This is a genomic window from Komagataeibacter xylinus, from assembly GCF_009834365.1.
Classification (GTDB): Bacteria; Pseudomonadota; Alphaproteobacteria; order Acetobacterales; family Acetobacteraceae; genus Komagataeibacter; species Komagataeibacter xylinus_D.
This window is the reverse complement of the sequence record NZ_CP041348.1, coordinates 463,191-484,883: the sequence shown is the minus strand read 5'-3', so window position 1 is coordinate 484,883 and position 21,693 is coordinate 463,191. Positions and strand designations below refer to the sequence as shown.

The following is a 21,693-nucleotide window of genomic DNA, read 5'->3' as shown; positions in this document are numbered from 1 at the left end:
CCGAACGTTATCCTGCCGCCATGGCGATATTAAGGATGTTTTTTACGGGCAGGGCAAATGGTTCAGTGCCGTCATGTTTTGTAACGTAGTTGACGCATCCTTTCGCATCGGGCTTCGTGCTGGCCTGTGGTGGTCCATCGAGGGGGATGGAGACGCCCAGCATGCCAGCAGCCGCATGGATCAATCCTTGTGATGGATCATGGCCGGGCAGAAAGTTCGGCGCTCAGATCCTCGATGAACTGGAAGGCCACGCGCCCCGAGCGCCCGCCGCGGCCAAGCGACCACGCATTGGCACGGCGCACGAGATCCTTATCGCTGATCGGCAGGGCGCGTTCCTTCGCGTAGGCGCGTACCATGTCCATGAAGGTATCCTGCGCGCAGTTGTGAAAGCCGATCCATAGCCCGAAACGGTCGGAAAGCGAGACCTTTTCTTCCGTTGCCTCGGAGGTGTTGATGGCGGTCGAGCTTTCGTTCTCGATCATCTCGCGCGGCATGAGGTGGCGGCGGTTCGACGTGGCATAGAACAGCACGTTGTGCGGCCGCCCCGCAATGCCGCCATCAAGCACGGATTTGAGCGCCTTGTAGTCCGCATCCTCGCGCTCGAACGACAGGTCATCGCAGAACACGATGAACCGGCGCGGGCTTTCACGCAGCAGGGCCAGCAGGTCGGGCAGGGTCGAGAGATCTTCGCGCTGGATCTCGACAAGCACCAGCCGCCCCTTGCCCGCGGGCGCGGGTTTGCCATCAACAAGGTTGGCCTGCGCATGGGCCGCCTTGACGAGCGAGGACTTGCCCATGCCGCGCGCGCCCCACAGCATGGCGTTGTTGGCGGGCAGGCCGTGCGCGAAGTGCAGCGTGTTGTCGAGCAGCATCTGGCGCTGGCGGTCGATGCCCTGCAGCAGGCCCATCTCCACATGCGCCACGTGCGCCACGGGGGTCAGGCGGCCAAGGCCAGGGTGCCAGATGAAGGCATCCGCCTGCTCCAGCCCGGCAAGCGAGGGCGCGGGGGGCGAGAGGCGCTCGAGGGCTGCGGCAATGCGTTCGAGAACGGGGAGGGTGGTCTGGTCCATCGTCGATCCTGATTCGGGCATGACAGGGCGGTGGCGCATGCCACCGGGCGATCCGGAGCGCGTTGGCTGACACGGGCCAGGCGAACGCCTTGACGGGAAACAGGCGAAAACTATGGTCCGCATGGCAAACCCGCAACCCGTTCAACCCTTCATTCTGCCGGAAAGATTGCAATGGCCTCTATTTTCAATGATTTACTGACCACGCCCGCCCACGCCCAGGCGGCCGGCGGCGGCCTGCTGAGCGGCGATGGCATCATGGCGGTGCTGCCCTATGTGGCCATGTTCGGCATTTTCTATTTCCTGCTCATCCGCCCGCAGCAGGTCAAGCAAAAGCAGCTGCGCAGCCAGCTTTCCGCGCTGCGCCGCGGCGACCGGGTGCTGACGGCGGGCGGCATCATCGGCGTGGTGCAGAAGGTCACCGCGGAGTCGAACGAGGTCGAGGTCGAGATCGCGCAGGGCGTGCGCGTGAGCGTGCTGCGCGATACCATCAGCTCGGTCATTACCAGCGCCGCCACCCCCGCCAATGACAGCGCGCCCGAAAAGGCGGCCAAAAAGGGCTGATCGCGCCCTACGCGTACATGTTCGCCCTGCATCGGGGCGAACTTTCCCCCCGGCTGCATCGTTGCTGCTGTCAACAGCAGGAGCAGGCAGGATGCACAGGCAGCCCGGTATCGCGCAGACAGGCCAACCTGTAGGCTCCCGACACCCGTCGGCCATACATGGCCGCGCCGGGCTGATCGGGGGGCTGGCAGCCCTTTCGGGCATCCTGTTCGGGCTGGATACGGGGGTCATGTCAGGTGCGCTCGACCTGATCGCGCAGGAATTCACCCTGTCGGACCTGCAGCGCGAATCGATTGTGGCCATCATGCTGCTCGGTGCCGCCCTTGGCGTGATTGCCGCTGCATGGCTCTCGCACACATGGGGGCGCAAGCGCACGCTGGTGCTCACGGCGGGGCTGTTCGTGATCGGCCCGCTGCTGTGTGCCGAGGCCTCATCGTTCAGCATGCTTCTGTTCGCCCGCCTGCTGCTGGGCGTAGCCACGGGGGCCACCACGTTCACCACTCCGCTCTATATTGCCGAGATTGCCGATTCCGGTCGCCGGGGCACAATGATCCTGGGCTATCAGCTCATGATCTCGTGCGGGTTGCTGGCAGCCTTCATATCGGATGGACTGTTTTCATATTTTGGCGTGTGGCGGTGGATGCTGGGCATCGTGGGGTTTCCGGGCCTGGTGTTCATGATGGGGGTCATGTTCCTGCCGCCCAGCCCGCGCTGGCTGCTTGCCCAGGGGCGCGAGCGTGACGCGCGGCGCGTGCTGATCGAACTGCGCGGGCTGCCCCGGCTGGTCATGGCCGAGCGCAATGCCATCATGGCCCGGCTGGCGGCGCGCAAGGACGGGATCGGCAATTTCATGAATGATCCCAACTGCCGCCGTGCCATGTGGCTGGCAGTGGGCCTGCAGGTGGCGCAGCAGTTCTCGGGCATCAACGCGGTGCTGTACTATGCGCCCTATATCATCGGGCTGGTGGGCTACAGCCATTACGTGCAGGTGTGGGGGCCGGTGGGAGTGGGGGTGATCAACCTGCTTTCCACCTGTGTCGCCACGTTCTGGGTGGACCGGATCGGGCGCAGGCCCATGCTGATTGGCGGATTCGCGGTCATGGCGCTGGCCATGGCGGGGCAGGCCATGATCCTGGCCGGCGGCGTGCCGCCCATGCCGGGGATGCGGCTGCTCATGGGGCTGTGCATGCTGGTGTTTGTTGCGGCCTTCGCATTTTCGGCCGGGCCGCTGGCGTGGCTGCTCTGCGCCGAGATCCTGCCGCTGCGCGGGCGCGAGTTCGGCATGGCGTGCTCCACCTGCGCCAACTGGATCGCCAACATGGTGGTCAGCGCGACCTTCCTCACGGGGCTTGAGGTGCTGGGCGCGGGCAGGGTGCTATGGGTCTATGCGGCGCTCAATGCGGTGTTCATGCTCATGGTGGCGCTGCGCGTGCCCGAGACGCGGGGCATGACGCTGGAGCAGATCGAGGCGGAACTCATGCGCGGCACGAAGCTGCGCGCGCTGGGCGGTAACGCGCCGCCCGAAAAGCGGTAGACGCAAAAAACCCGGCGCAAGGCCGGGTTTTCCGTAGTCCGGGCCGTAAGGCCAGATCAGGCGGACTGGAGCTGTGCCTCGGCAAACTCGTAGTTGGCGAGCTGGTCGAGGTAGTTGACGATGTAGTCGGGGCGACGGTTGCGGAAGTCGAGGTAGTAGGAGTGCTCCCACACGTCGAGGCCGAGCAGCACCTTGCCCTGACCTTCGGCCAGCGGGTTGGAGCCGTTGGCGGTCTTGGTCACCTTCAGCTTGCCGTCGGAACCCAGAACCAGCCACGCCCAGCCCGAGCCGAACTGCGAGGCGGCGGCGGCCTTGAAGTCGGCCTTGAACTTCTCGATGCTGCCGAGATCCTCAACGATCTTCTTGCTCAGGGAATCGGGGATCACACCGCCCTTGGGCGCCAGGTTCTGCCAGAACAGGATGTGGTTCCAGTGCTGTCCCGCATTGTTGAACACGGGGGCAAGGTCGGGCTTGCCCTTGACCATGAGGATGATTTCCTCAAGCGACTTGCCCTGCAGTTCCGGCTTGGATTCGACAAATCCGTTCAGCGCCGTCACATAGGCCTGATGGTGCTTGTCGTGATGGAGTTCCAGCGTTTCCTGGCACATGCCACGGTTGGCAAGGGCATTGTAGGCGAAGGGAAGGGACGGCAATTCGAAAGCCATGAACATTCTCCTGGGAATTGCAAGGGGCGGCACGCGACCGCCATACCAAGATTGCTATGGGGGCGCGCCCGGTGCGTCAAGTGACGGACATATGAACACGTGCCTCCCATGCCTTCGGAACCAAACGCCATGACCGCCCCGAGGGATGCATCCCATGTTGCGCACGATGGCGTGTCCATGCTGCACGCCGCCCGCGCGGCTGACCCGGACCGCTTCTTCTGCGCGCTGTTTCTGCCGGCTGCCGCAAGGGCCGCTGCCATGGCGCTGATCGCCTTCAACCATGAATGCGTGCGCGCTGTGGCAACGCCCGCCTCATGGGCGGTGGCGGGGCCGATGGCGGGGCTGATCCGCCTGCAATGGTGGCGCGACGTAGTGGAAAGTGGCAACGCCCAGCGCCACGATACCGCCCGCGCCCTGCTTGGCCTGCTGGCCGCAGGCAGGGTGCGGCGCGACACGATCGAGGCCATCATCACGGCGCGTGAAAATGAACTTGACGGCCTGCCTGACCGCGAAGACTGGCGGGCCGCGATGCTGGCAGGTGCAGGTGGCCTGCAGGTGGCCATGGCCGAGGCCGCAGGCGTCGAAGATGGCCTGATGCTGGAGCGGGTGCGCCTGTGTGGCGGGGTGTACGGAGTGGGGGCGCTGGTGCGCTACCTGCCTGCCGTGCTGGCCGCAGGGCGCTGCCCGCTGCCTGATGACATGCTGGCCGATGCAAACCTTACGCGTGATGGGCTGCGCACCGGCCACGCTGGCCCCGACCAGATCGCGGCCTTGCGTGGGGAGCTGCGCCAGCAGGGACAGGCCTGGCTGGCACAGGCGCGTGCGGGTGGTCGCCTGCCGCGCCCGGCCCTGGCAGCAGGCCTGCCCGCAGTTCTTGGCCTGCGCGACATGAAAGCCCGCGCCTTGCCTGCAAGCCCGCCGCCGCGTGGGGTAGGAGACAGGCTGGCAGTCATGGCCGCAATGGTGCGCGGGCGGGTCTGACCCCGATATATTGATGAAACAAAGGTTTCCGGGTGCTGCCTTTGTTCAAAAAAAGCTTCACCAAAAACTTTTGATACAGGCGGCCTTTCGTCAGGGCGTGTTGGCAACCATGGCTTCCATCACGGCAAACAGGGCGGAATAATCCTCGTTGGGGTAACGCCGGCGCGTGAGCGACAGGCTCTGGGTGGCCGCTGCCATGGCGGGCAGGGGGGCCATCTGCCGGGCGCCATCGGTCAGCAGCAGGCGCATGTCCTTCTGCATGAGGCGGGTGGGGAATTGCGGGCTGAAGTCACCTGCCTTCGCGGCCTTGAGCTTGCGCTTGTGGTGCGGCGAGATGACCGGCACCGCATCGAGCGCGTCATACAGCATCTCACGCTCCAGCCCCGATGCCAGGCCATAGGTCACGCCTTCGGCCACCACGGCCAGCGTGGCCCCCATGATGCCATTAATGACGAGTTTCAGCTTCGAGCCGCTGCCAGCGGGGCCTGCATGGATGGTCAGGCGGCCAATGGCGTCAAATACCGGCCGGGCGCGGCTGATCTGCTCCGCCGTGCCACCGGCGAGTACCACAAGATTGCCCGATTCCGCCTCTGGCGTGCTGCCGGCCACGGGCGCATCGATCACGGTCAGCCCCATCGCCTTGCCCTGTTCGGCCAGGGCTATGGAGGTCTCGGGGGCGACGGTGCTGGTATTGATCAGCAGGCCGCCGGGCTTCATGCCTGCCAGCACGCCATCCGCGCCCTGCAGCGAGGCTTCGAGTGCCTCGTCATCAGGTACGCACACGATCACGATATCCGCCTCCTGCGCCAGCGCGCGGGGCGTGGGCACGAAGCGCGTGCTGCCATCGCCCCCCTTGCCTGATGGGGTATAGGCCACGAGCTTATGGCCCGCCTTGGCCAGATTGGCCCCCATGCGTGACGCCATGGCGCCAAAGCCGACAAAACCGATCAGGGAAGCGGTGGACATGAATACTCTCCTTGTCATGGTGGGCGCCGTGCAGGCCCGTGCCCGTAATTGTGCCCCAGCATGCATGAGGGGCGTGGGGCCTGTCACGGGGGCATGGGTCGCGCTGCTGCACGGGTGATGTGGCCCATGAGCCTGAACGGTGGTGCGTGCGCGGGCGTGCCCGCAAACCGGGGCGGCCAGCGGTCACATCTGTGTCATGCGGCGCGGGTGTTGGTTGCGCCCTCGCATAAAGATGATGGCGGGCGGATAGGGGGGGCTGTGGCATCAGGGGAGCAGGTCCTGCCCGCAACCCGAAAGAAGGCATAATGCGTAGCCTGCGTTTTTTTGATGATCTGGCCCACACCCTGTCCGGCCATGCCCCCATGCGGCTGGGCGTGGTCTATCCGTGCAGCCTGCCAGCCATTGAGGCCGCAGCCGAGGTGGCGCGTAACGCTCTGGCCCAACCGGTGCTCATTGGCCCCGAGGCGCAGATCCGGCAACTGGCCACCACATCGGGCGTGTCGCTTGCGGGCTGTACTTTCATCGACCTGCCCACGGCGGAGGAGGCGGCCCATCATGGCGTGCGCATGGCGCATGATGGCGCGGTGGCGGCTTTGATGAAGGGCTCGCTGCATTCACGCATCTTCCTGCATGAACTCGGCCACCACGAAGGCGGGCTGCGCACGGCCCGGCGCATGAGCCATGTCTATGTGCTTGATGCCCCGCAGGCCCCGCGCGTGCTGCTGGTGAGCGATGGCGCGGTCAATATCGCGCCCGACCTCGAATCCCGGCGCGACATCGTGCAGAACAGCATCGACCTTGCCCACATGCTGGGCATGGCGCAGCCAAAGGTGGCGCTGCTCTCGGCGGTGGAGATGGTCAACCCCGCACTCCCCTCCACGCTTGATGCGGCGGTGCTGTGCAAGATGGCCGAACGCGGACAGATCACGGGGGCGGTGGTGGACGGGCCACTTGCCCTTGATAACGCCGTCAGCCCCGAGGCCGCGCGCTGCAAGGGCGTGGTCTCGCCCGTGGCGGGGCAGGCGGATATTCTGGTCGTGCCTGACCTCGAGGCAGGCAATATCCTGGCCAAGCAGATGACCTTCATCGGGCAGGCGCAGGCGGCGGGCATTGTCATGGGCATGCGCGTGCCGGTCATCCTGACCAGCCGGGCCGATCCGGTGGCGGTGCGCGTGCTGTCATGCATGGTGGCCGCGGTCATGATCCGTCATGGCTATGGCGGGACTCCGGCCGCCAGCATGGACCAGTGCGGATGACGGCGCGCCGGGATGCGTGTAGGAAAGGCCGGCGCGCCCGCGCGGGCCGGCTTTTTGCCCGTGCGGAGGCGAACGGGCGGGTGCCATTGGGGCGTGAATATGGCGTCCTCGCGTAGAGATGATGCAGCGCCCCGGCGCACATGGTGGCAAGGAAAGGGCTGACAGTCCGGTTGCCCATTACGCATGGGGCCGGCGCGCCGGGTGCCTCCGGCGCCAACATGAATGTAATCAGGCCGGGTGTCCCGCGCCGCCGGGCGGGCTGCCCGGTCCAGCCGATGAACAGTCACGCAGCGGGTTTCCGATGCCGATCCGGAGAATGCCATGACCTCGAATCCCTCATCCGCCACCACTTACGATGTGGTCCTGATTGGTGGCGGAATCATGAGTGCAACGCTCGGCGCCCTGCTGCGCCAGCTTGAGCCCGGCCTGTCCATCGCCCTGTTCGGGCGGCTTGATGACGTGGCGCTCGAAAGCTCGAATGGCTGGAACAACGCAGGCACCGGCCATTCCGCCCTGTGCGAACTGAACTACACTCCCCTGCGCCCCGATGGCACGGTGGATATCTCCAAGGCCGTGAACGTGAACGAGGCCTTTCAGGTTTCACGCCAGTTCTGGTCTTACCTTGTCGAGACCGGGCAGATTGCCTCGCCGCGTGATTTTCTCAACCCCATTCCACATATGAGCTTTGTGTGGGGGGCGGAAAATGTCGATTTCCTGCGCCGCCGTTACGCAGCCCTGCAGCAGCATCCGCTGTTCGAGGGCATGTCATTCACCACCGATGAAGGCCAGATGCGCCAGTGGATGCCGCTGGTCATGCAGGACCGTGCGCCCGGCCAGCCTCTGGCAGCAACCTGGCACCCGGCGGGCACAGACGTGAATTTTGGTGCGTTGACCCACCGCCTGATCGACCTTCTGGCCAGCAAGCCCGGCTTTGATCTCAACCTCGCCCATGAGGTGGAGGATCTGACCCCCACGGCCGACGGGCAGTGGGACATCGCGGTCCGCGCCATGCATGGCGGGGGCGAGCGCAAGGTGCGCGCCAAATTCGTGTTTGTTGGCGCAGGCGGCGGTGCCCTGCACCTGCTCCAGAAAAGCGGCATCCCCGAGGCCCGTGGCATTGGCGGCTTTCCCGTCAGCGGGCAGTTCCTGCGCTGCACCAACCCCGATGTGGTGAGCCAGCACCATGCCAAGGTGTATGGCAAGGCTTCGGTCGGCGCGCCGCCCATGTCGGTGCCGCATCTCGATACCCGCGTGATCGATGGCAGGCAGGGCCTGCTGTTTGGCCCCTATGCCGGGTTCTCGACCAAGTTCCTCAAGCAGGGGTCGTGGCTGGATCTGCCGCGCTCCATCCGCATGGACAATATCGGGGCCATGATGGCGGTCGCGCGCGACAACATGCCGCTGACCAAATATCTGATCCAGCAGGTCATGCAGTCCAACGAGGACCGGCTCAAGGCCCTGCGTGACTTCGTGCCCACTGCCCGCAAGGAAGACTGGGAACTGATTACCGCAGGTCAGCGCGTGCAGGTGATCAAGAAAGACGCGAAGAAAGGTGGCGTGCTGCAGTTCGGCACGGAGGTCGTAACCGGGGCTGGCGGTTCCATCGCGGGGCTGCTTGGTGCCTCGCCCGGTGCTTCCACCGCAGCGCCCATCATGCTCACGGTACTGCAGCGCTGCTTTGCCGACCGCCTGCCGCAATGGGAGGCGCGGCTGCGCGAGATGGTGCCCTCTTACGGCACCAGGCTTGGCCAGGATGCGGCGTTGTGCGCGCAGGTGCGCGAACGTACCCGTAACGCCCTGCAGCTTGATGGCTGAGGATTGAAACCTCGCTTGTGTAAAAAACCCGCCCGGGCCTGACCCGGGCGGGTTTGTTTGTATCAGTCGCCGTCCTGCTCGCTCATCTGGTCCGCCGGGTGGCGCACCGGCGGAGGCGCGTTGTTGTGGCGCGGCGGGCGGTTTTCAAGGTGACGGCGCATGAAGTGGGTGGCGATGTCGGCGAGTTCAACGAACTGGTCGGCCTGGCGGCGCAGTTCATCGCCAATCAGCGGCGGCGTGGTCTTGATCGAGCCGACCACAGTCGTGCGCACGCCCTGACGCTGCACGGATTCAAGCAGGCGACGGAAATCGGAATCACCGCTGAAGAGTACGGCATGGTCGATGCGCGGCGCCATTTCCATCATATCCACCGCGAGTTCCACATCCATGTTGCCACGCACGCGGCGGCGGCCGTTATGGTCGATGAACTCGCGCGCGTTCTTGGTCACGAGGGAGTAGCCGTTATAGACGAGCCAGTCTGTCAATGGCTTGAGGGGGGAGTATTCCTCGGTATCAAGCACGGCGGAATAATAATAGGCCCGCAATACATTTGACTTCGACCGGAAAAATTGCAGCAGCTTGCGGTAATCAACCTCAAAACCAAGGTTGCGTGATGCGGAATACAGACTGGTGCCATCAATAAAAAGGCAGAGCCGTTCCTCGGGTTGAAAAAACATTTGTGTTCAGTCCCTGAAACAAGAAAGTGAATATGTTGCGATCGTGTTAAATTTCGACTGGCATGTATTTTATTACGATGGAGAAGTTGTGTGATAACAATCGGTCCGGTTATATAGAAGCAGATATCCTCACATAAGTTCCCTGACGCGCCGGATTACTCCGTTCGCAGGCTAACGGACCATAGTTTCTCGATGAACATGCCGCAATCCATCTCCTGCATCACGGACACCTTTATTGCGGTGGGTGCCAATCTACCGCGTGAAAGTGGTGAAACTGCGGCCATGACCTGCCTGTGGGCGGTGGGTGAGCTTGCCCGTATTCCCGGCCTTTCGGTGGTGGGTGTCTCGGCATGGTACGAGAGCGCGCCGGTGCCGCCCTCGGGCCAGCCCCCTTACGTGAACGGAGTCGTACGCATGGCGGGCGATGTCGATCCGGCCTGGCTGCTGGAGCAGTTGCACGCCATCGAGGCCGCCGCCGGGCGCAGGCGCACGGTCGCCAACGCCGCCCGCCCGCTTGATCTCGACATCATCTCCATGGGTGGGCTGGTGCGCGTGGCCCCCGACCCCATCCTGCCTCACCCGCGCGCAACCCGGCGCGCCTTCGTGCTGCTGCCGCTGCGCGATGTCATGCCAGACTGGTGTGACCCCGTGACAGGGCAGGGGATTGACGCTTTCCTGCCCGGTGTCGCGGGGCAGCAGATCCGGCGCATGGCGGAGGCGGAGGGCGCATCAGGCCCCGCATAAGGCTTGCATCACGACAGGCAGGGGCGTAGTAAGGTAAATTCTGATCAACACACCTATTTAACAACCGGAGTTCAGGCCTGATGGCACGCGTCACTGTCGAGGACTGCGTTGAGCGGGTTCCCAATCGTTTTGAACTGGTGCTGCTCGCAGCCCAGCGCGCCCGCGCCCTGTCGCGCGGCGAGGAAATGACGATTGACCGCGATAACGACAAGAACCCCGTTGTCGCCCTGCGCGAGATCGCGGACCAGACCATTAACCTCGAGCAGATCCGCAGCGACCTCGTGCGCTCGCTCGCCCGTGCGCCCGAGCCCGAGCCTGCCGATGAGGAAGTGGTCGACCTGATCCCGACCGAGCAGAACATCTTCGGCCTGCAGGATGTCTCGGCCGAGGAAGAAGCCCGTCATTCCACCGGCAGCATGTCGGCTGAAGAACTCGAGGCATCGGTTGAGTCGGCCCTGAGCGGACGGGGCCGTTAATCTCTGGCGCCCCTAACACCTGACGAAAGGGTGGAAGGTGACTGACCCGACCGGATCGGAAACTACATCTTCCTCCCTGCCCGTGCCTGCCACGGGTGGTGTGGCAGTGCCTGCAGCCACCCTTCCAGCGCGGCATGAGGGCGGGGAGCGCGTTCTTTCCTGCGAGGGGCTGATCCGGCGCATCCATGCGTACGACCCCACCGCCGATGCGGAACTGATCCGCCGGGCCTTTGCCGTGGCCCAGGCCGCCCATGCGGGCCAGGCGCGCGATAACGGCGACCCCTACATCACCCACCCGCTGGCCGTGGCCAACATCCTTGCGGGTTTCCACCTCGATACCGCCTCGATCGTGACAGCGCTGCTGCACGATACGGTGGAAGATACCGGGGTGACCCAGAAGCAGTTGCGCGAACAGTTTGGCGATACGGTTGCCGAACTGGTCGATGGCGTCACCAAGCTCACAAGGCTCGAACTCCAGTCCGACCGCACCAAGCAGGCGGAGAATTTCCGCAAGCTCGTGCTGGCCATGTCGCGCGATATTCGCGTGCTTCTCGTCAAGCTGGCCGACCGGCTGCACAACATGCGTACGCTGCATTACGTGCAGCGTATCGACCGCAGGCAGCGCATCGCCCGCGAGACGATGGAGATCTACGCCCCCCTTGCCGGCCGTATCGGCATGGACAAGGTCAAGGTCGAGCTTCAGAACCTGTCCTTCGCCGCCCTCGAGCCCGAGGCGATGGCCACCATCCGCGCCCGGCTGAACTACCTGCGCGGGCAGGGTGCCGATGTCATCGAGGAGATCCGCCGCGAACTCCAGGCCCTGTGCGTCGATGCCGGGCTGGAGGGCGTGGAGGTGACGGGGCGCGAAAAGACGCCCTATTCCATCTGGGAAAAGATGCAGCGACGCAATGTCGCCTTCGAGCAGCTTTCCGACATCATGGCCTTCCGCATCATCGTGCCCTCGCGGGAGGCGTGCTATATCGCGCTTGGTGCCGTGCATGCCGCCTATCCGGTCATTGCCGGGCGGTTCAAGGACTATATCTCCACCCCCAAGGCCAACGGCTACCAGAGCCTGCATACCGGGGTGACGCTGCGCCACCCGCGCAACCAGAAGATCGAGGTGCAGATCCGCACGGCGGAAATGCACGACGTGGCCGAGAACGGCGTGGCCTCGCACTGGCTGTACAAGCAGCTGCCCGATGTTGCGGCAAAGGGGGCGACCAAAGGCGTGGTCTCTGGCCTGCGCTGGGTGCAGGACCTGCTCGACATCCTGGAGGATTCATCGGCCCCCGATGAGTTTCTCGAGAACACCAAGCTCGAACTCTATCAGGATCAGGTCTTCTGCTTCACGCCCAAGGGGCAGCTTATCTCGCTGCCGCGCGGGGCAACCCCGGTTGACTTCGCCTATGCCGTGCACAGCCAGGTGGGCGATACCTGCGTGGGGGCCCGCATCAATGGGCGCCTGATGCCGCTGCGCCACGAGTTGCAGAATGGCGATCAGGTCGAGATCATGACCGCGCGCGGCGGCACGCCCTCGCCCTCGTGGGAGCGGTTTGTCGCCACTGGCAAGGCGCGCGCGCGCATCCGCCGGCATGTAGCGCTCCAGCAGCGCGAGGCCCATCTGGAAAGCGGGCGCGTGGCGCTGGCCAAGGCCTTCCGGCAGGAAGGGGTGGATGGCTCGGAAAAGGTGCTCGACAGCCTGCTCAAGGATCTGCGCCTGCAAAGCGTGGCCGACCTGTACGTGGCCGTGGGCAATGGCAACCAGTCCGCGCGCGAGGTGGTGCAACTGGCCTACCCCGAACTGCGCCGCGCCCCGCGTGCGCCGCGCATGGTGCCGGGCCTGTCCATGCGTGCCCCTGCGGGCGGCGCGCTGAGTGGCGGCATTCCGGGGCGGCGCAAGCCGGCGGCTGGCGGCATGGCGCTTGCAGGCGTGGGTGCGGGCATGGCGGTGCATTTTGCCGGGTGCTGCCACCCGCTGCCCGGCGACCGGATCGTGGGCATTGTCTCCACCGGCAAGGGCATCACGGTGCATACGCTGGGCTGCCAGACGCTGGAAACCTTTGCCGCCACCCCCGAGCGGTTCATGGACCTCGACTGGGATTACGACCTGATCGCCCGCAATGTCACCGGCCACCATACCGGGCGGCTGAGCGTGGTCACCGCCAACGAGCCCGCCATGCTTGCCACGCTGACCAACATCGCCGCCAAGCATGAGGGCGTGATGATGAACCTGCGCATCGTCAACCGGCAGCTTGAATTCATGGAGATCCTTGCCGATATCGAGGTACGCGACCTGCGGCACCTGACCGCCATCATGGTGGCGCTGCGGGCCGCCAAGGGCGTGGTGCAGGTTGAACGGGCAAGGGGATAGTCAGGCCATGCTGATCGGCATCGGTTCGGACCTGTGCGATGCGCGGCGGATCGAGACGGTCCTGGCCCGGCATGGCGCGCGCTTCATCAACCGCGTGTTCACCGCGCGCGAGCAGCAGGCCGCCGCGCGCAGGCAGGGCAATGCGCGGCTGGGCACCTACGCCAAGCGCTGGGCGGCAAAGGAGGCCTGCGCCAAGGCGCTGGGCACGGGCTTTGCCCGTGGCGTGTTCCATAGCGACCTTGGCGTGGAGAACCTGCCCGGTGGCCAGCCGGTCATGCGGCTTTCAGGCGGGGCGCAGGCGCGGCTTGAGGCCCTGCTGCCCGCAGGTCATGAAGCCCGCATATTCCTGACCATGACCGATGAGCACCCCTATGCCTTTGCCCAGGTCATGATCATGGCGGAGAAGGCGGCCGTCGCCTGATGCCCTTCACGCTGCCCTTGGGCAATGCTTGACAGGCAGGGCGCGCGTGGGCTTGATCCGCACGTTATTCGTCCGGTGCAGCCTGTCCGGTCGATGCCAGACCCGGATTGAAGATACAGACATGCCAATGGACGATAACAAGACAATTCTCTCGCAGGCCGAGCCTGAGCGCCGCTCCGGCGGGCTGCTCGAACTCGTGCGCACCGTGGTCATAGCCGGCGTGCTCGCCCTGACCGTGCGCACGGTGCTGTTCGAGCCGTTCAACATTCCGTCCGGCTCCATGATCCCGACGCTGCAGGTGGGCGATTACGTGTGGGTGGCCAAATACAGCTATGGCTACTCGCATTTCGCGCTGCCCGGTGCGCCCGACCTGTTCGAGGGGCGGATCTTCAGCAGCATGCCCCATCGGGGCGATGTGGCGGTGTTCCGCTTCACCAAGGATACCTCGATCGACTACATCAAGCGCATCGTTGGCCTGCCGGGTGATACGGTGCAGATGCGCGAGGGCAAGCTCTACCTCAACGGCACCGAAGTCCCCCGCGAGCCCGAAGGCGATTATGCCGCCATTGACGAGCACCGCACCCGCATGGAAGGCGACCGCTACCGCGAGATCCTGCCCGGCAGCGGCGGCCACGGCCCCGTGGCGCATGATATCCTGAAGCTGACCGATGAGGGCGGCAAGAACGACACGCCGGAATATGTGGTGCCGCCGGGCTACTTCTTCGCCATGGGCGACAACCGCGATGACAGCGCCGACAGCCGCTTCATGGGCGATGAACCGCAGGACCTCGGCTTCGTGCCGATGGAGAATCTGGTGGGGCAGGCGAAGTGGATCTTCATGTCGGTCGATAACGCGCATCCGTTCTGGCAGGTGTGGTACTGGCCCAGCGAGATCCGCTGGGGCCGCCTCTTCATGGGGGTGCACTGATCATGGAGGCCGAGCGCGTTCCCGCGGCCGAGATCAGGCGGCTGGAGGCGTGCCTGGACTATCACTTCACGCGCCCCGAACTGCTGTTGCGCGCGCTGACCCACCGCTCGGCGGCGCATGAGCGCAGCGGCAACCGCCGCACGCGCCTCAGCGTGGCCAGAAGGGGGGCAGGATCGAACGAACGCCTTGAATTCATTGGTGATCGGGTGCTCGGGCTGGTCATGGCCGAATGGTTGCTCGAGCGCTTTCCTGATGAGCAGGAAGGCGCACTTGGCCCGCGGCATGCCCATCTGGTCTCGCGCACGGTGCTGGCGCAGGTGGCCCATGAAATGGAGCTGCAATCGGCGCTGGACGTAGCTGAACATGAAGCGCGCGCGGGCGTACGGCAGATGGCTACCGTGCTGGCCGATGCGGTCGAGGCGCTGCTCGGCGCCATGTATCTCGATGGGGGGCTCGACCCGGCCCGCGCCTTCGTGCGGCGCATGTGGCGCGACGCCATCGTAGCCCAGGCCCGCCCGCCCAAGGACCCCAAGACGGCATTGCAGGAATGGGTGCTCGGGCGCGGGCTGCCGCTGCCACAATACCGTGTCGTCTCCTCGGACGGGCCATCACACGCGCCGCGTTTTGTCATTGCGGTTGATGCGCAGGGCAGGACCGGGCAAGGCATTGCCGGCAGCAAGCGCGCGGCTGAAAGCGATGCCGCATCGGACCTGCTGCGCCAGCTCGGCGTAGACAGCCAGGCCGCCACCACCACGAACCGTAAAGGGCAGGGACAATGACCGGCCAGGATACTGATCATACGACACGCTGCGGTTTCGTGGCCATTGTGGGCGCGCCCAATGCGGGCAAGTCCACGCTGCTCAACCGCATGGCGGGCACCAAGCTGTCCATCGTCAGCCCCAAGGCGCAGACCACGCGCTTTCGGGTGCTGGGCATTCTCATGCGCGGCACGACCCAGATGCTGCTCGTTGATACGCCGGGCATCTTCCAGCCCAGGCGCAAGCTCGACCGCGCCATGGTCGCTGCCGCCTGGACCGGCTCGGAAGATGCGGACATCACCCTGCTCATCGTCGATGCACGCGCTGGCATGACCGATGCGCTGCACGCGATTGCCACCCGCCTGGCCGAACAGAAGCGCAGGCTGTGGCTGGTGCTCAACAAGACCGATCTCGTCAAGCGTGACATGCTTCTGCCGCTTACGGCCCAGCTTTCCGCCATTCTGCCGGTCGAGCACGTGTTCATGGTCAGCGCGCGCTCGGGCGAGGGGGTGGACGACCTGCTCGACCGCCTGGCCGCCGAACTGCCCAAAGGCCCCTATCTCTACCCCGAGGATGACCTGACCGACCTGCCCGACCGCCTGCTGGCCGCCGAGCTGGTGCGCGAGCAGGTGTTCCTGCAGACCCATCAGGAAGTGCCCTATGCCGCCACCGCGGAGACGGAAAGCTTTGAGGAACGTCCTGATGGCTCGGTGCGCATCGAGGTGACGATCTATGTCACGCGCGCCTCGCACAAGGCGATCCTGATTGGCGAGAAGGGAAGCCGGATTCGCGCCATTGGCGAAAAGGCGCGGCGCGAACTTGGCCGCCTTCTGGGGCGTAACTGTCACCTTTTCCTTAACGTGAAGGAACGCGCGGGATGGGACGAGGAGCGCGCCCGCCTGCGTGCCATCGGCCTGGATGACATTTCCTGAATCCTCAAAAGAGCGGCATCATCGGCTTGTGGGGGGGGGCATCCGTCTATATGACAGGGCATGGCCGGGCGGCCTGCCCGTCCCTAGCCCTGTTTGCCTGACCTGTTCCGAGGCCCAATGACCCAGCCCGTCAAAACCCCCGCTCCGTCATACAAGCGTGTTCTGCTCAAGGTGTCAGGCGAGGCCCTGATGGGGAGCGGGTCTTACGGCGTCGATCCGGCAACGGTTGACGCCATTGCAGTTGACGTGGCGGCCGTGGCGCGGACCGGGGTCGAGGTTTGTCTTGTCATTGGCGGTGGCAACATCTTCCGTGGGGTTGCAGCGGCGGCCCGCGGCATGGACCGCGCGCAGGGCGATTACGCCGGCATGCTGGCTACCGTGATCAACGCGCTGCTCATGCAGAACTCGCTCGAGCGCCACGGCGTGCCCACGCGGGTCATGACGGCCATTCACATGTCCTCCATTGCCGAGCCCTATATCCGCCGCCGCGCCGTGCGGCACATGGAAAAGGGGCGGGTGGTGATCTTCGCCGCAGGTACCGGCAACCCGTTCTTCACCACCGATACGGGGGCTGCGCTGCGGGCTGCCGAGATGGAATGCGATGCCCTGTTCAAGGGCACGCAGGTCGATGGCGTCTATTCCGCCGACCCGCGCAAGCACCCCGATGCCACGCGTTACGACACCCTGACCTACCGCGATGTGTTGGCCAATGACCTCAATGTCATGGATGCCGCCGCCATCAGCCTGGCGCGCGAGAACCGCCTGCCCATCGTGGTCTTCAACATTCACGGCCAGGAACCCTTCTCGCGCGTGATGCGGGGCGAGGGGCGTTTTACCACCATCGTGGCGGCGGACTGACGCACGCCAGAGCACCCGTGGCGCAACCGCGCCGGGCGATGGATTGATTATTAGAAGGAGGGCCACAGTGTCTGTCGATCAGAAAAGTTTGCTGGCGGATCTGACCCGCCGCATGGACGGCGCCATCGAAAGCCTGCGCCGTGATTTCGCGGGCCTGCGTTCGGGCCGTGCCAGCCCGGCCCTGCTGGAGCCGGTGCGCGTTGAAGCCTATGGCGGCGAAGTGCCGCTGACCCAGGTCGGCTCCATTGCCGTGCCCGAGGCGCGCATGCTGACGGTGCAGGTATGGGACCGCACGCTGGTGGGTGCTGTCGAGCGCGCGATCCGCGATGCAGGGCTGGGCCTGAACCCGGCAGCCGATGGCCAGACCGTGCGCGTGCCCATTCCGCAGCTGACGGAAGAGCGCCGTAACGAACTGGCCCGCGCCGCTGGCAAATATGCCGAGAACGGCAAGATTGCCGTGCGCGGCGTGCGCCGCGATGGCATGGACCAGACCAAGAAGCTGGAGAAGGCAGGCGACATCAGCGAGGACGACGTGAAGACGTGGTCTGACGCGATCCAGAAGCTGACGGACCAGTACGTCAAGCGCGTGGACGACCTGCTGGTCGAGAAAGAACGCGAGATCAAGCAGGTCTGACCCGTCCGTGCATCCCTGTCCCGCTTTTCCCACCCCTATCGCGCATGACTAAGGAGGACGATCAGGTCTTGTCCGGGTCAGATCATCCGGTTGCAGGCGCTGCGTGCCTGCCCGAGCATGTTGCCATCATCATGGATGGCAACGGGCGCTGGGCCAATACGCGGGGGCTGCCGCTGCTTGCGGGCCATCGCGCCGGGGCGGAGGCGGTGCAGCGCACTGTTACGGTCGCCGTCAAGCGCGGCGTGAAGTGGCTTACGCTTTATGCCTTTTCATCCGAAAACTGGCGGCGCACGCCCGGCGAGGTCGCTGACCTGACCGGGCTGCTGCGCTTTTACCTGCGGCACAAGGTGGCCGAACTGTCGCGTGAAGGGGTGCGGCTGCGCATCATCGGCGATCTGACGCGCTTCCCCCCTGACATTCAGGAAGAAGCACGGCGTGCCGAGCAGGTGACCATGGGCAATGACCGGCTGGTGCTGGTTCTTGCGCTGTCTTACGGCGGGCGGGCGGATATCGTGCAGGCGGCGGCCCGCATGGCGCAGGCCGTGGCGCGGGGCGATATCGCGGCTGACGAGATTGATGAGTCCGTCTTTGCGAGCGCCCTGCTGACCGCAGGCATGCCCGACCCCGACCTGGTGGTGCGCACCAGCGGCGAGAGCCGCCTGTCGAACTTCCTGCTGTGGCAGTCGGCCTATGCCGAACTGGTTTTTCTCGATACGCCCTGGCCGGATTTTGACGAAGCGCATTTCGATACCGTGCTCGAGATCTATTCGCGGCGTGAAAGGCGATTCGGTGCAAGACCGGCGTGAAGGGGCGGCGGCTTCTGGCGCGCCTGTGAAATCCGGCAACTGGAAAGACCTGCGCGCGCGCGTGCTGTCGGCTGCGGTGCTGATACCGTGCGCGGGGCTGTGCGTGTGGTATGGCGGCCTGCTTTATGGCGCGATGATCGTGCTGGCCATGGCAGGCATGGCAGTCGAATGGGCGCGGATGTTCGGCTTCGGGCTTGAAACGCGGCGCGGGCAGTTGTGCATGGCATGGGCCGCGTGCATCGGCATTGCCGCTGTGGCCGGCCATTGGAGTGGTGCGCTGCTGGTCATGGTGGCCGGGCTTGTCCTTGGTCCGGCACTCGGGGCAGGGCAGGTGGCCATTGGCTGTGCCGGGCTGTCGCTTCTGTGGCTGCGCAGCATGAGCGATCCGGGGGCAGGGGTGGTCCTGTTTGTCGTATCCTGCGTGGCGCTGAGCGATACCGGGGCCTACATGGCAGGCCGCCTGTTTGGCGGGCCCAAGCTCGCACCGCGCATTTCACCTGCCAAGACCTGGTCCGGCTCCATCGGGGGCCTTGCGTGCGCGGTGCTCGGCGGCATGCTGATCGCGAGCCTCATGCCTGCAGCCCAGCCGGGCGTGCTGTGGCGGGGGGCCGTGTTTGGTGGCGTGATAGCACTGGCCGCCCAGGTGGGTGACCTGGCGGAAAGCGCGCTCAAGCGGGCGCGTGGCGTAAAGGATTCGGGCACCATCCTGCCCGGCCATGGCGGCCTGCTCGACCGTTTTGACGGGCTGCTGGTTGCGGCTCCCATGGCGGCCCTGCTGTCTTTGGGGGCGGCAGGGCGGGCTGCTTTCTGGTATGTGGGCCAGCACTGAAGCCATGATCCCGGCCATGGGACGTTTTGGGGAATAAGGTTGCAATGAAGACAGTTTCCGTTCTGGGCAGTACGGGCAGCATCGGCTGCTCTACGGTAGACCTGCTGCTACAGGCGCCCGGGCAGTTCAGCACCGGCGCGCTGGTGGGCGGGCGCAATGTAGCCAAGCTGGCCGAGCAGGCTCGCGCCCTGGGCGCAAGGCGCGCGGTCATTGCCGATGAAAGCCTGCTGCCGGAACTGGAAACCCTGCTGGCAGGCACGGATATCGAGACCGCCGGTGGCCGCAAGGCCGTGATCGAGGCGGCAAGCCTGCCGGTTGACTGGACCATGGCGGCCATTACGGGTGCCATCGGCCTGGAGCCCACGCTGGCAGCGGTGAAGAACGGCAATGCCGTGGCCCTTGCCAACAAGGAGGCGCTGGTCTGCGCGGGCGATGTCATGCTCAAGGCTGTGGCCGATGCGGGAGCAACGCTGCTGCCGGTCGATTCCGAGCATAACGCCGTGTTCCAGTCCATGGCTGACAAGCAGGCCGATGAGGTCGAGCAGATCATCCTGACCGCATCGGGCGGCCCGTTCCGCCGCGCAACGCTTGAGGAAATGGAAAAGGCCCCGCTTGAGGCCGCCCTCAAGCACCCGACCTGGACCATGGGCGCCAAGATCACCATCGATTCCGCCACCATGTTCAACAAGGGGCTGGAACTGATCGAGGCCGCCCGCCTGTTCAACGTGACCGAGGACAAGCTTGGCGTGGTCGTGCATCCGCAATCCGTGGTGCATGGCATGGTGCAGTATACCGATGGCTCCATCGTGGCCCAGCTTGGCTCGGCTGACATGCGCATTCCCATCGCCCACACGCTGGCCTGGCCCCGGCGCATGCCCACCAACTCGCCCCGGCTCGACCTTGCGGCGCTGGCGCGGCTTGATTTTGAAGCACCTGATGAAGTCCGCTTCCCCGCGCTGCGCCTTGCGCGCGAATCCCTGCGCGTGGGCGGGGCCATGCCGGCCATCCTGTCAGGGGCGAATGAAATCGCGGTCGAGGCTTTCCTCAAGCGCGAAATCGGCTTTCTCGATATTGCCCGCATCGTCGAGGACGTGATGCAGTCCATCGGGCCGCAGCGCGCGGATACGCTGGCACAGGTCCTGCACTGGGATGGCGAGGCCCGTCGTGTCGCCCGCCTGCGCACTGCTGCCCGCGCGGCTTGATGTGATTGTGGATGGTCATGGCGGCCATCGGGGGATAGCTTAGCATTCATGCATGATCTGATCCGGACCCTTCTGGCGTTCTCCTTTGTGTTGGGAGTGCTGGTCTTCATCCACGAACTTGGTCACTATCTTGCCGCCCGCTGGCGTGGCGTGCATGTCGAGGTGTTTTCGATCGGATTCGGCCGCCCGCTGCTGCGCTGGCATGACAGCGTAGGCACGGAATGGCGGCTGTGCCCGGTGCCACTGGGCGGCTACGTGCGCCCGCACGGATTCGAAGGGCCGGAAGACGCGACCGAGGAACAGAAGGCCGCATGGCAGCCCGGTCGCACTTTTCATGACAAGCCGGTAGGCTCGCGGGCCATCGTGATCCTGGCAGGGCCGGTTTTCAATTTCCTGCTCGCCATCGTGCTGTTTACCGGCCTGTATGCCACGACGGGCCAGCCCCGCCTGCTGACGCAGGTTGACACGGTGGCGCCAGGCAGTGCTGCCGCTGTGGCCGGCGTTGAAAAGGGCGATGTGATCACGCGCGTGGGCGACCATGCCGTGCGTGACGCGACCGACCTGCATGACTTCGTGGCCGCCCGGCCGGGCCTGGACACCACGCTGGGCATTCACCGCACGGGTGGCGACAGCACGCTGCCCGTCCGTATCGGCAGTGTGGAGGAAAAGGGCGGCAGGCCGCATGGCCAGCTTGGCGTGGTCTTTGCCGTTACAATCGACAGGCCACAATCCCTGCCGCACGCCTTCGTCTCGGCGGTGAAAGAGACGTGGAACGTTTCTGTCCAGACTCTTGAGGGGCTGTGGCAGATGGTCACCGGCCAGCACACCGCCAAGGATCTTGGTGGCCCGCTGCGCATTGCCCAGATGTCGGGGCAGGTGGCGCAGTACGGTGTGGCGAGCCTCGTTTCCTTCATGGCGCTGCTGTCGATCAATCTTGGGCTGATCAACCTGTTTCCGGTGCCGATTCTTGATGGCGGGCGGCTGGTATTTTATATTTTTGAGGCTATTCTGGGGCGACCGGTCTCGCGCCGGGTGCAGGAGGTCAGCTTCCAGGTTGGCTTCGCCCTTATCGCCGGGCTATTCCTGTTTTCGACATTTAACGATCTGTCACATTTTGGGCTGTTTCAGTGGCTCGCGTCGCGCGCTGGACACGGGTAAGGTGCACTGAGTGATACAAGTGCTTGCACAGTGTGGTGTATATCGGATAGG

23 protein-coding genes are annotated in these 21,693 nt (G+C 65.0%); 18 read left to right on the top strand and 5 right to left on the bottom strand.

Annotated features, from left to right (window positions below; all coding sequences use genetic code 11):
• Positions 1–7: 7 nt before the first annotated feature.
• The gene (locus tag FMA36_RS02375; RefSeq protein WP_159260519.1) at positions 8–163 is read right to left on the bottom strand and encodes a hypothetical protein; all 156 of its coding nucleotides are present in this window, start codon (positions 161–163) and stop codon (positions 8–10) included.
• A gap of 34 nt (positions 164–197) precedes the next feature.
• Positions 198–1,070 carry an ATP-binding protein gene (locus FMA36_RS02370; protein ID WP_159263514.1) on the bottom strand — a complete coding sequence of 291 codons (873 nt, stop codon included), beginning with the start codon at positions 1,068–1,070 and terminating at the stop codon, positions 198–200.
• 171 nt (positions 1,071–1,241) lie between these two features.
• Between FMA36_RS02370 and yajC the strand changes: the two genes are divergently transcribed.
• Together yajC and FMA36_RS02360 are read left to right on the top strand one after the other, a co-directional pair.
• On the top strand, positions 1,242–1,631 hold the full coding sequence (gene yajC, locus FMA36_RS02365) for a preprotein translocase subunit YajC (RefSeq protein ID WP_159260517.1): 390 nt from the start codon (positions 1,242–1,244) through the stop codon (positions 1,629–1,631).
• Between the two features lie 91 nt (positions 1,632–1,722).
• Positions 1,723–3,165: a sugar porter family MFS transporter gene (locus FMA36_RS02360; protein ID WP_159260514.1), complete on the top strand. Its 1,443-nt coding sequence runs from the start codon at positions 1,723–1,725 to the stop codon at positions 3,163–3,165.
• A 56-nt stretch (positions 3,166–3,221) separates the two neighbouring features.
• On the opposite strand, the gene FMA36_RS02355 is transcribed toward FMA36_RS02360, so the two are convergent.
• A complete protein-coding gene (locus FMA36_RS02355) occupies positions 3,222–3,830 on the bottom strand; it encodes a superoxide dismutase (protein WP_110566925.1) in 609 nt (202 codons plus the stop codon).
• Positions 3,831–3,959: 129 nt separating this feature from the next.
• Here FMA36_RS02355 and FMA36_RS02350 point away from each other — a divergent pair, with 129 nt between their 5' ends.
• A complete protein-coding gene (locus FMA36_RS02350; RefSeq protein ID WP_159260512.1) occupies positions 3,960–4,811 on the top strand; it encodes a squalene/phytoene synthase family protein in 852 nt (283 codons plus the stop codon).
• 90 nt (positions 4,812–4,901) lie between these two features.
• On the opposite strand, the gene FMA36_RS02345 is transcribed toward FMA36_RS02350, so the two are convergent.
• Positions 4,902–5,777, bottom strand: a complete 876-nt coding sequence (locus tag FMA36_RS02345) for an NAD(P)-dependent oxidoreductase (protein WP_159260510.1) — start codon at positions 5,775–5,777, stop codon at positions 4,902–4,904.
• Between the two features lie 302 nt (positions 5,778–6,079).
• On the opposite strand from FMA36_RS02345, the gene FMA36_RS02340 reads away from it, so the two are divergent.
• Together FMA36_RS02340 and FMA36_RS02335 are read left to right on the top strand one after the other, a co-directional pair.
• Positions 6,080–7,033 (top strand): bifunctional enoyl-CoA hydratase/phosphate acetyltransferase, encoded by a 954-nt coding sequence (locus FMA36_RS02340; protein WP_159263512.1) that lies wholly within the window; start codon positions 6,080–6,082, stop codon positions 7,031–7,033.
• A gap of 321 nt (positions 7,034–7,354) precedes the next feature.
• Positions 7,355–8,848, top strand: coding sequence for a malate:quinone oxidoreductase (locus FMA36_RS02335; protein WP_159260507.1), 1,494 nt, complete (start codon positions 7,355–7,357; stop codon positions 8,846–8,848).
• Positions 8,849–8,910: 62 nt separating this feature from the next.
• Here the strand turns inward: FMA36_RS02335 and FMA36_RS02330 are convergent, their stop codons facing one another.
• Positions 8,911–9,525: a LabA-like NYN domain-containing protein gene (locus FMA36_RS02330; protein WP_159260505.1), complete on the bottom strand. Its 615-nt coding sequence runs from the start codon at positions 9,523–9,525 to the stop codon at positions 8,911–8,913.
• Positions 9,526–9,717: 192 nt separating this feature from the next.
• On the opposite strand from FMA36_RS02330, the gene folK reads away from it, so the two are divergent.
• The 13 genes from folK (at position 9,718) to rseP (ending at position 21,642) form a co-directional block, all read left to right on the top strand.
• On the top strand, positions 9,718–10,269 hold the full coding sequence (gene folK, locus FMA36_RS02325) for a 2-amino-4-hydroxy-6-hydroxymethyldihydropteridine diphosphokinase (RefSeq protein ID WP_408885641.1): 552 nt from the start codon (positions 9,718–9,720) through the stop codon (positions 10,267–10,269).
• Positions 10,270–10,349: 80 nt separating this feature from the next.
• The gene (gene rpoZ, locus FMA36_RS02320; protein ID WP_159260501.1) at positions 10,350–10,745 is read left to right on the top strand and encodes a DNA-directed RNA polymerase subunit omega; all 396 of its coding nucleotides are present in this window, start codon (positions 10,350–10,352) and stop codon (positions 10,743–10,745) included.
• Between the two features lie 76 nt (positions 10,746–10,821).
• On the top strand, positions 10,822–13,116 hold the full coding sequence (locus tag FMA36_RS02315) for a RelA/SpoT family protein (RefSeq protein ID WP_159263511.1): 2,295 nt from the start codon (positions 10,822–10,824) through the stop codon (positions 13,114–13,116).
• 7 nt (positions 13,117–13,123) lie between these two features.
• Positions 13,124–13,537 carry a holo-ACP synthase gene (gene acpS, locus FMA36_RS02310; protein WP_159260499.1) on the top strand — a complete coding sequence of 138 codons (414 nt, stop codon included), beginning with the start codon at positions 13,124–13,126 and terminating at the stop codon, positions 13,535–13,537.
• Between the two features lie 127 nt (positions 13,538–13,664).
• Positions 13,665–14,465 carry a signal peptidase I gene (gene lepB, locus FMA36_RS02305; protein ID WP_159260497.1) on the top strand — a complete coding sequence of 267 codons (801 nt, stop codon included), beginning with the start codon at positions 13,665–13,667 and terminating at the stop codon, positions 14,463–14,465.
• A gap of 2 nt (positions 14,466–14,467) precedes the next feature.
• Positions 14,468–15,244 carry a ribonuclease III gene (gene rnc, locus FMA36_RS02300; protein ID WP_159260495.1) on the top strand — a complete coding sequence of 259 codons (777 nt, stop codon included), beginning with the start codon at positions 14,468–14,470 and terminating at the stop codon, positions 15,242–15,244.
• The gene (gene era, locus FMA36_RS02295; protein ID WP_159260493.1) at positions 15,241–16,155 is read left to right on the top strand and encodes a GTPase Era; all 915 of its coding nucleotides are present in this window, start codon (positions 15,241–15,243) and stop codon (positions 16,153–16,155) included. The genes rnc and era overlap by 4 nt, the downstream gene beginning before the upstream one ends.
• Before the next feature lie 117 nt (positions 16,156–16,272).
• Complete coding sequence (pyrH, locus tag FMA36_RS02290; protein WP_078526615.1) at positions 16,273–17,013, top strand: UMP kinase; 741 nt, start codon at positions 16,273–16,275, stop codon at positions 17,011–17,013.
• 67 nt (positions 17,014–17,080) lie between these two features.
• Entirely contained in the window at positions 17,081–17,647 is a 567-nt protein-coding gene (gene frr, locus FMA36_RS02285; protein ID WP_061271562.1) for a ribosome recycling factor, read from the top strand.
• Between the two features lie 131 nt (positions 17,648–17,778).
• On the top strand, positions 17,779–18,453 hold the full coding sequence (uppS, locus tag FMA36_RS02280; protein WP_240906540.1) for a polyprenyl diphosphate synthase: 675 nt from the start codon (positions 17,779–17,781) through the stop codon (positions 18,451–18,453).
• A complete protein-coding gene (locus tag FMA36_RS02275) occupies positions 18,437–19,282 on the top strand; it encodes a phosphatidate cytidylyltransferase (RefSeq protein ID WP_159260488.1) in 846 nt (281 codons plus the stop codon). Before uppS ends, FMA36_RS02275 begins: the two co-directional genes overlap by 17 nt.
• A gap of 44 nt (positions 19,283–19,326) precedes the next feature.
• The gene (dxr, locus tag FMA36_RS02270) at positions 19,327–20,484 is read left to right on the top strand and encodes a 1-deoxy-D-xylulose-5-phosphate reductoisomerase (protein WP_159260486.1); all 1,158 of its coding nucleotides are present in this window, start codon (positions 19,327–19,329) and stop codon (positions 20,482–20,484) included.
• A gap of 48 nt (positions 20,485–20,532) precedes the next feature.
• Positions 20,533–21,642 carry an RIP metalloprotease RseP gene (gene rseP, locus FMA36_RS02265; RefSeq protein ID WP_159260484.1) on the top strand — a complete coding sequence of 370 codons (1,110 nt, stop codon included), beginning with the start codon at positions 20,533–20,535 and terminating at the stop codon, positions 21,640–21,642.
• The last annotated feature ends 51 nt before the right edge of the window (positions 21,643–21,693 follow it).

Excerpts from the sequence above, each read along its gene's own strand:
- FMA36_RS02375 (WP_159260519.1), bottom strand. The coding sequence starts at position 163 with ATGCTGGGCGTCTCCATCCCCCTCGATGGACCACCACAGGCCAGCACG.
- FMA36_RS02370 (WP_159263514.1), bottom strand. The coding sequence starts at position 1,070 with ATGGACCAGACCACCCTCCCCGTTCTCGAACGCATTGCCGCAGCCCTC.
- yajC (WP_159260517.1), top strand. The coding sequence starts at position 1,242 with ATGGCCTCTATTTTCAATGATTTACTGACCACGCCCGCCCACGCCCAG.
- FMA36_RS02360 (WP_159260514.1), top strand. The coding sequence starts at position 1,723 with ATGCACAGGCAGCCCGGTATCGCGCAGACAGGCCAACCTGTAGGCTCC.
- FMA36_RS02355 (WP_110566925.1), bottom strand. The coding sequence starts at position 3,830 with ATGGCTTTCGAATTGCCGTCCCTTCCCTTCGCCTACAATGCCCTTGCC.
- FMA36_RS02350 (WP_159260512.1), top strand. The coding sequence starts at position 3,960 with ATGACCGCCCCGAGGGATGCATCCCATGTTGCGCACGATGGCGTGTCC.
- FMA36_RS02345 (WP_159260510.1), bottom strand. The coding sequence starts at position 5,777 with ATGTCCACCGCTTCCCTGATCGGTTTTGTCGGCTTTGGCGCCATGGCG.
- FMA36_RS02335 (WP_159260507.1), top strand. The coding sequence starts at position 7,355 with ATGACCTCGAATCCCTCATCCGCCACCACTTACGATGTGGTCCTGATT.
- FMA36_RS02330 (WP_159260505.1), bottom strand. The coding sequence starts at position 9,525 with ATGTTTTTTCAACCCGAGGAACGGCTCTGCCTTTTTATTGATGGCACC.
- folK (WP_408885641.1), top strand. The coding sequence starts at position 9,718 with ATGAACATGCCGCAATCCATCTCCTGCATCACGGACACCTTTATTGCG.
- rpoZ (WP_159260501.1), top strand. The coding sequence starts at position 10,350 with ATGGCACGCGTCACTGTCGAGGACTGCGTTGAGCGGGTTCCCAATCGT.
- acpS (WP_159260499.1), top strand. The coding sequence starts at position 13,124 with ATGCTGATCGGCATCGGTTCGGACCTGTGCGATGCGCGGCGGATCGAG.
- lepB (WP_159260497.1), top strand. The coding sequence starts at position 13,665 with ATGGACGATAACAAGACAATTCTCTCGCAGGCCGAGCCTGAGCGCCGC.
- rnc (WP_159260495.1), top strand. The coding sequence starts at position 14,468 with ATGGAGGCCGAGCGCGTTCCCGCGGCCGAGATCAGGCGGCTGGAGGCG.
- era (WP_159260493.1), top strand. The coding sequence starts at position 15,241 with ATGACCGGCCAGGATACTGATCATACGACACGCTGCGGTTTCGTGGCC.
- pyrH (WP_078526615.1), top strand. The coding sequence starts at position 16,273 with ATGACCCAGCCCGTCAAAACCCCCGCTCCGTCATACAAGCGTGTTCTG.
- uppS (WP_240906540.1), top strand. The coding sequence starts at position 17,779 with ATGGATGGCAACGGGCGCTGGGCCAATACGCGGGGGCTGCCGCTGCTT.
- dxr (WP_159260486.1), top strand. The coding sequence starts at position 19,327 with ATGAAGACAGTTTCCGTTCTGGGCAGTACGGGCAGCATCGGCTGCTCT.
- rseP (WP_159260484.1), top strand. The coding sequence starts at position 20,533 with ATGCATGATCTGATCCGGACCCTTCTGGCGTTCTCCTTTGTGTTGGGA.